Origin of the sequence: Vibrio sp. 10N.239.312.D08, assembly GCF_041466145.1 — a bacterium.
GTDB lineage: Bacteria > Pseudomonadota > Gammaproteobacteria > Enterobacterales > Vibrionaceae > Vibrio > Vibrio crassostreae_C.
Window position 1 is genome coordinate 54,378 of the sequence record NZ_JBFSSD010000033.1, and the last position, 6,000, is coordinate 60,377.

The 6,000-nt window shown below is 44.5% G+C and carries 5 protein-coding genes; all 5 read left to right on the forward strand.

Going from position 1 to position 6,000, the window contains the following annotated elements:
- The first annotated feature begins 509 nt into the window (after positions 1-509).
- From rppH to AB6D58_RS16930, 5 genes are read left to right on the forward strand one after another with little or no spacing between them, the layout of a single operon-like run.
- Positions 510-1,028 carry an RNA pyrophosphohydrolase gene (gene rppH, locus AB6D58_RS16910; RefSeq protein ID WP_017059335.1) on the forward strand — a complete coding sequence of 173 codons (519 nt, stop codon included), beginning with the start codon at positions 510-512 and terminating at the stop codon, positions 1,026-1,028.
- 2 nt (positions 1,029-1,030) lie between these two features.
- Entirely contained in the window at positions 1,031-3,280 is a 2,250-nt protein-coding gene (ptsP, locus tag AB6D58_RS16915; protein WP_372111047.1) for a phosphoenolpyruvate--protein phosphotransferase, read from the forward strand.
- A gap of 8 nt (positions 3,281-3,288) precedes the next feature.
- Entirely contained in the window at positions 3,289-4,080 is a 792-nt protein-coding gene (locus AB6D58_RS16920) for a sulfite exporter TauE/SafE family protein (RefSeq protein WP_017059337.1), read from the forward strand.
- A gap of 57 nt (positions 4,081-4,137) precedes the next feature.
- The gene (gene lgt, locus AB6D58_RS16925; RefSeq protein ID WP_017059338.1) at positions 4,138-4,959 is read left to right on the forward strand and encodes a prolipoprotein diacylglyceryl transferase; all 822 of its coding nucleotides are present in this window, start codon (positions 4,138-4,140) and stop codon (positions 4,957-4,959) included.
- A 9-nt stretch (positions 4,960-4,968) separates the two neighbouring features.
- Positions 4,969-5,820, forward strand: coding sequence for a thymidylate synthase (locus AB6D58_RS16930; protein ID WP_017059339.1), 852 nt, complete (start codon positions 4,969-4,971; stop codon positions 5,818-5,820).
- Positions 5,821-6,000: the final 180 nt, after the last annotated feature.

The following is a 6,000-nucleotide window of genomic DNA, read 5'->3' on the forward strand; positions in this document are numbered from 1 at the left end:
CACAGGACATAAAGGTAATTAATTGAAATATTAATTTAGTGGATAAATAAACAGGGGTTTATGGTGGATAAAATGCTTGCCAAATGGGGTTCAAAATGAATCTTTCACTTAGTAGTGTGGATAAACATCGGAGTGGTTGATCTTTAACCATGTCAGGTTTCTGAAAGATCTTTTACATTTCTAATGTTTTTTAAAACTAGAATGTTATTTTAATTTACTGATTTATATAATAATAAAATTATTTTGACTGATTTGTTGTTTTTGGTGTTGATGAATCTATGGATTAAAAAAAACGATTGCGGGTAATTCTTCACATAGTTATTCACAGAAAAGGTGAATAAATGTGGTCTATGTCTCACTATTGTGTGGGTAACTGGGATTTGAGCAAAACTTATCCATATTCCTAGTTATTATTCATAAATATAGCGCTTATCACGTCACTAAGTTTGCTCCGATTGGGGATATGTGGAAAAATCAGAGTAATTAAAAATTTAGATAGAGGTTGGCCAGTGATAGATGGCGATGGTTACCGATTAAATGTTGGTATTGTAATCTGTAACAACCATGGTCAGGTCTTCTGGGCTAAACGATACGGGCAACATTCATGGCAATTCCCTCAAGGGGGAATAGATGAAGGTGAGACTCCGGAACAGGCAATGTACCGCGAGTTGTATGAAGAGGTTGGCCTTACTAAAAAGGATGTAAAGATCGTCGCGACAAGTCGTCATTGGTTACGCTACAAGCTACCCAAACGACTGGTTCGGTGGGATTCTAAACCTGTCTGTATTGGACAAAAACAGAAGTGGTTCCTTTTGCGCTTAGATTGCGATGAATCGCATATCAATATGCAGCGTGGAAGTACACCTGAGTTTGATGGTTGGCGTTGGGTGAGTTACTGGTACCCAGTTCGACAAGTTGTTTCTTTCAAGCGAGATGTTTACCGTCGAGCGATGAAAGAGTTCGCATCTTTAGCAATGCCGTTTAAAGAGCGAAAAATAAAAGGAAAGCGCAAATTGCGTAGAGGTTAAGCATGCTCAGTCAACTAAGGGAAATAGTTGAACACGTATCAAGAGTTGAAGATGTGTCAACGGCTCTTGATATTTTGGTTAAAGAGACATGCAGTGCGATGCAGACGGAATGTTGCACCGTGTATTTGGCAAATAATGATATGCAGCGCCTTGAGTTGATGGCAACTCAAGGCCTGATCTTCAAAGGCAATAGCATTCACATTGGTTTTGACGAAGGTCTGGTTGGCCTTGTTAAAAGAAGTGCTGAACCTATCAACCTTGCACAAGCGTCTGCTCACCCTGCTTATAAGTTTTTTCCAGAGCTTGGAGAAAACGTCTATCACTCTTTTCTCGGTACTCCGATTATCCACCGCAAGCAAGTGCTCGGTGTATTGGTCATTCAACAGAAGACCCCACGTTTATTTAGTGAGATGGAAGAATCCTTCCTTGTCACGCTCTCTGCACAACTTGCCGTTATTGTGGCGCACGCCCAAACTCAAGGCCATTGGCTGTTAGAGCAACAGAAGCTACCGGCTACTAAAGGTATTGCAGCTTCATCGGGCGTGGCGATTGGTGACTTATGGTGGGACAACACTCAGCCTGAACTCACCGATGTTTATCCTGCTTCGACGCTCAATATAGAGAGAGAGCATGAGTTGTTGGCGGTAGCGGTTGAAAACGCCCTCAATGACTTTAAGCGCATGCGAAAGCGCTTAGATAGCGAAATCAATAAAGATGCGTTGGCGATCTTTGACCTGTTTACTCACTTACTCAACGATCCTATGCTGCGTAAGGATCTAAAAAGCCAAATCCAGAAAGGCGATAAAGCCGATTGGGCACTAAGACAGGTTGTAGAGAGTTATTCTAATCGCTTTGCTCGTATGTCGGACGTGTATCTTCGTGAGAGAGCACAAGACATCCGAGAGCTCGGACAAAGGCTGCTGTATTTCCTCCACAACTCTGAACATGAACTTCGCACGTTAGAGAAGCCGATTATCCTAGTGGTTCGTGAGTTAACCGCTTCGGTATTAGCGTCTATTCCCAAAGAAAAGCTCTTAGCGGTGATTTCCTTGGAAGGGGCGGCGAACTCGCACGCAGCGATTTTATCTCGAGCGCTTGGCATACCTTCCGTCATGGGGGTAAACCTCAACCTAGCTCAAGCTAATGGCAAGCGAGCGATTGTTGATGGGTATAGCGGTGAGATCTTTATTGAGCCGACTAAAAGCCTGCTCAAAGAGTATCGAGGGCTGATTCTAGAAGAGAGTGAGCTCTCCTCTATGGTCAATCGCGAGCTGTACCTACCGGCAAAAACGCAAGACAACAAGCAAGTCGAGATTCTGCTTAATGCGGGTTTAAGTGCAGACACTAACATCGCTATCAACCAAGGCGTTGATGGCGTAGGGCTGTATCGAACTGAAATTTCTTTCTTGTTGCAGCAAAGATTCCCGTCAGAGGATGAACAATTCAAGCAGTATCGTTCTGTACTGGCAAGCTACCCAGAGAAACAAGTGGTGATGCGTACACTCGATATCGGTGGTGATAAGGCCTTACCGTATTTTCCTATCGAAGAGGACAATCCATTCCTTGGTTGGCGTGGTATTCGGTTTACGCTCGATCATCCTGACATCTTTATTATTCAGTTACGTGCCATGCTACGTGCGAGCTGTGAAAGCCATAACTTGAGTATTTTGCTGCCGATGATCTCTGGTGCACAGGAGTTGGATGACGCGCTACAGTTGATTGAACAAGCGTATGATGAAGTGCATGAGCTTGATAACCGAGTGCGTATGCCTCGCGTTGGTATCATGATTGAAGTGCCATCCATGCTGTACATACTGCCGCTGATTGCGCACAAGGTCGACTTTGTTTCAGTCGGTACCAACGACTTAACCCAATATTTATTAGCGGTTGATCGGAACAATTCACGAGTATCCGATGTCTATGAATCAATGCACCCTGCGGTGATCATGGTATTAAAACAAATTCATGATACTTGTAAGCAATATCAATTACCTGTTTGTATTTGTGGCGAGTTAGCCGGTGACCCGATGGGCGCGCTGCTATTGATTGGATTGGGGTATGAGACGTTAAGTATGAATACCTCGAATGTCGCAAGAACCAAATATTTGATTCGTCAATCGAACTTGGCTGAATTACAGGATTTGGCAAATAAGGCACTTTCAAAACCGTATGGTAGTGACATCTATAGTATGATGCTGAACTATTTCGAAGAGCGTGAATTTACAGGCTTCATTCGAGCAGGTAAAAAATAGGATTTAACGTGTCATATGAACTGATAGGCTTGTTAGCGGGCCTTGGTGCTATTGTTGGTGTTTTAGCAGGCTTGCTAGGCATTGGTGGTGGTTTGCTGGTTGTTCCTGCCTTACTGTTTTTGCTTCCTAAAGCGGGTATCCCCCAAGAGTTTGCGATGCAAATGGCATTGGCTACTTCGCTATCAACCATCATCGTTACGTCGGGATCGTCTGCGATTAACCATCTAAAGTTGGGTAACGTAGAGATGTTTGTCGTTAAATGGTTGATGCCAGGTGTGGTGATAGGTGGCTTCCTCGGCTCTTTCGTGGCCGATGTAATTCCAGCTCAATACTTACCAAAAGTCTTTGGTGTGATTGTTTTGGTGTTGGCGTTGCAAATGCTATTGTCGATTCGCTCCAAGAGCCAAAAATCGATGCCGGGTTCAGCTAAAACCGTGTTGTGTGGCGGCGGGATTGGTTTGGTATCAAGCTTAGCGGGCATTGGCGGTGGGTCTTTATCGGTACCTTTCCTTAACCATCACGGTGTGGAAATGCGTAAAGCCGTCGGCTCATCTTCGGTATGCGGTTGTGTTATCGCGATTTCGGGAATGCTAGGTTTTATTTGGCATGGATCTTCTGTCGATGATCTTCCTGCGTATAGCTTGGGTTATGTTTATCTACCGGCTTTGATCGCGATATCTTGTACCTCAGTTTTGACCACTCGAGTGGGTGCGAAACTGGCCACTCAATTGCCAACCCCTGTGCTGAAGAAATTCTTTGCGGTATTTTTAATGTTTATAGCAGCCACAATGCTGCTGTAGTGTCTTTTCTGTTAGTCATTGAGCTAACCGTTAATCAATTTAGATAGAGAGCCAAGTATGTCTCAGGGTTTTATCGAATTCCCAAATATCGATCCTGTTCTTATTGAACTAGGACCAATCTCAGTTCGTTGGTACGGCCTAATGTACCTTGTCGGTTTTATGTTTGCTCTTTGGTTAGCAAATCGCCGAGCTGATCAACCGGGTAGTGGTTGGACTCGAGAGCAAGTATCAGACTTACTGTTTGCTGGCTTTCTAGGTGTGGTGTTGGGTGGTCGTATTGGCTACGTACTTTTCTACAACTTTGACCTTTTCCTAGCAGACCCACTGTACCTATTTAAGGTATGGACTGGCGGTATGTCTTTCCACGGTGGCTTGCTGGGTGTTATCACCGCAATGTTCTGGTATGCGAAAAAGAATGGTCGCACCTTCTTTGGCGTGGCAGACATGATTGCACCACTCGTCCCATTTGGTTTAGGTATGGGCCGTCTAGGTAACTTCATGAACAGCGAGCTTTGGGGCCGTGTGACTGATGTGCCATGGGCGATTGTGTTCCCTAACGGTGGTCCACTTCCTCGTCACCCATCTCAACTTTACGAGATGGCGCTTGAAGGTATCGTGCTGTTCTTCATCTTGAACTGGTTTATCAAAAAGCCGCGTCCTCTTGGTTCTGTATCAGGGTTATTCCTAGCTGGATATGGTACATTCCGCTTCTTAGTAGAATACGTACGTGAACCTGATGCTCACCTAGGTTTGTTCGGTGGATTTATCTCTATGGGACAAATTTTGTCACTGCCAATGGTTATCATCGGTGTGCTGATGATGGTGTGGGCATACAAGCGTGGTCACTACAAAGACGAATTACCACAACAAACGAAGTAAGGAATTGGTGTGAAACAGTATTTAGATCTCTGTCAGCGTATCGTTGATGACGGTACTTGGATTGAAAATGAACGCACGGGCAAGCGTTGCCTAACCGTGATCAATGCTGACCTTGAATATGATGTTGGTAATAACCAATTCCCACTGGTAACAACGCGTAAGAGTTTTTGGAAAGCCGCAGTTGCTGAATTGCTTGGCTATATCCGTGGTTACGACAATGCTGAAGATTTTCGTAAGCTAGGGACTAAAACTTGGGATGCGAATTCTAACCTGAATGAAGCATGGCTGAATAACCCTTACCGCAAGGGTGAAGATGACATGGGCCGTGTTTATGGCGTTCAAGGACGTGCATGGGCAAAACCTGACGGCGGTCATATCGACCAACTGAAGAAGATTGTTGATGATCTAACTAACGGTATTGATGACCGCGGCGAGATCTTAAACTTCTACAACCCAGGTGAGTTCCACATGGGATGTTTGCGTCCGTGTATGTACAGCCATCACTTCTCACTACTTGGTGATACTCTGTACCTAAACAGCACTCAGCGCTCTTGCGATGTACCCCTAGGCCTGAACTTCAACATGGTTCAAGTGTATGTCTTCCTAGCTATCATGGCGCAAATCACGGGTAAGAAAGCTGGCGTGGCTTACCATAAGCTAGTAAATGCTCATATTTACGAAGATCAACTTGCACCTATGCGTGATATCCAGTTAAAGCGTGAGCCGTTAGCTGGCCCAACATTCCATATCAATCCTCAGATTAAGTCTCTAGAAGATTTGGAAACATGGGTAACGATGGATGACTTCTGGGTTGAAGGTTACGAATGCCACGAAGCGATTAAGTACCCATTCTCGGTTTAATCTCACTCGCTTTGTTTGATTGAAAGGCTGCCTCTGTGCAGCCTTTTTTGTATCTAAGTTACAGTGACGAGTAATCGAGATTCGAAGAGCAGAGAAATCATATGCTGTGTGATGCTTTATGTTACGTATCCGCCCCATGAACCCACGGGGCGACTTGTCAGTGTTTGAAGTTCCAAGGCA

Coding starts and splice junctions, on each gene's coding strand:
- lgt (WP_017059338.1), top strand. CDS start 4,138: ATGTCTCAGGGTTTTATCGAATTCCCAAATATCGATCCTGTTCTTATT.
- ptsP (WP_372111047.1), top strand. CDS start 1,031: ATGCTCAGTCAACTAAGGGAAATAGTTGAACACGTATCAAGAGTTGAA.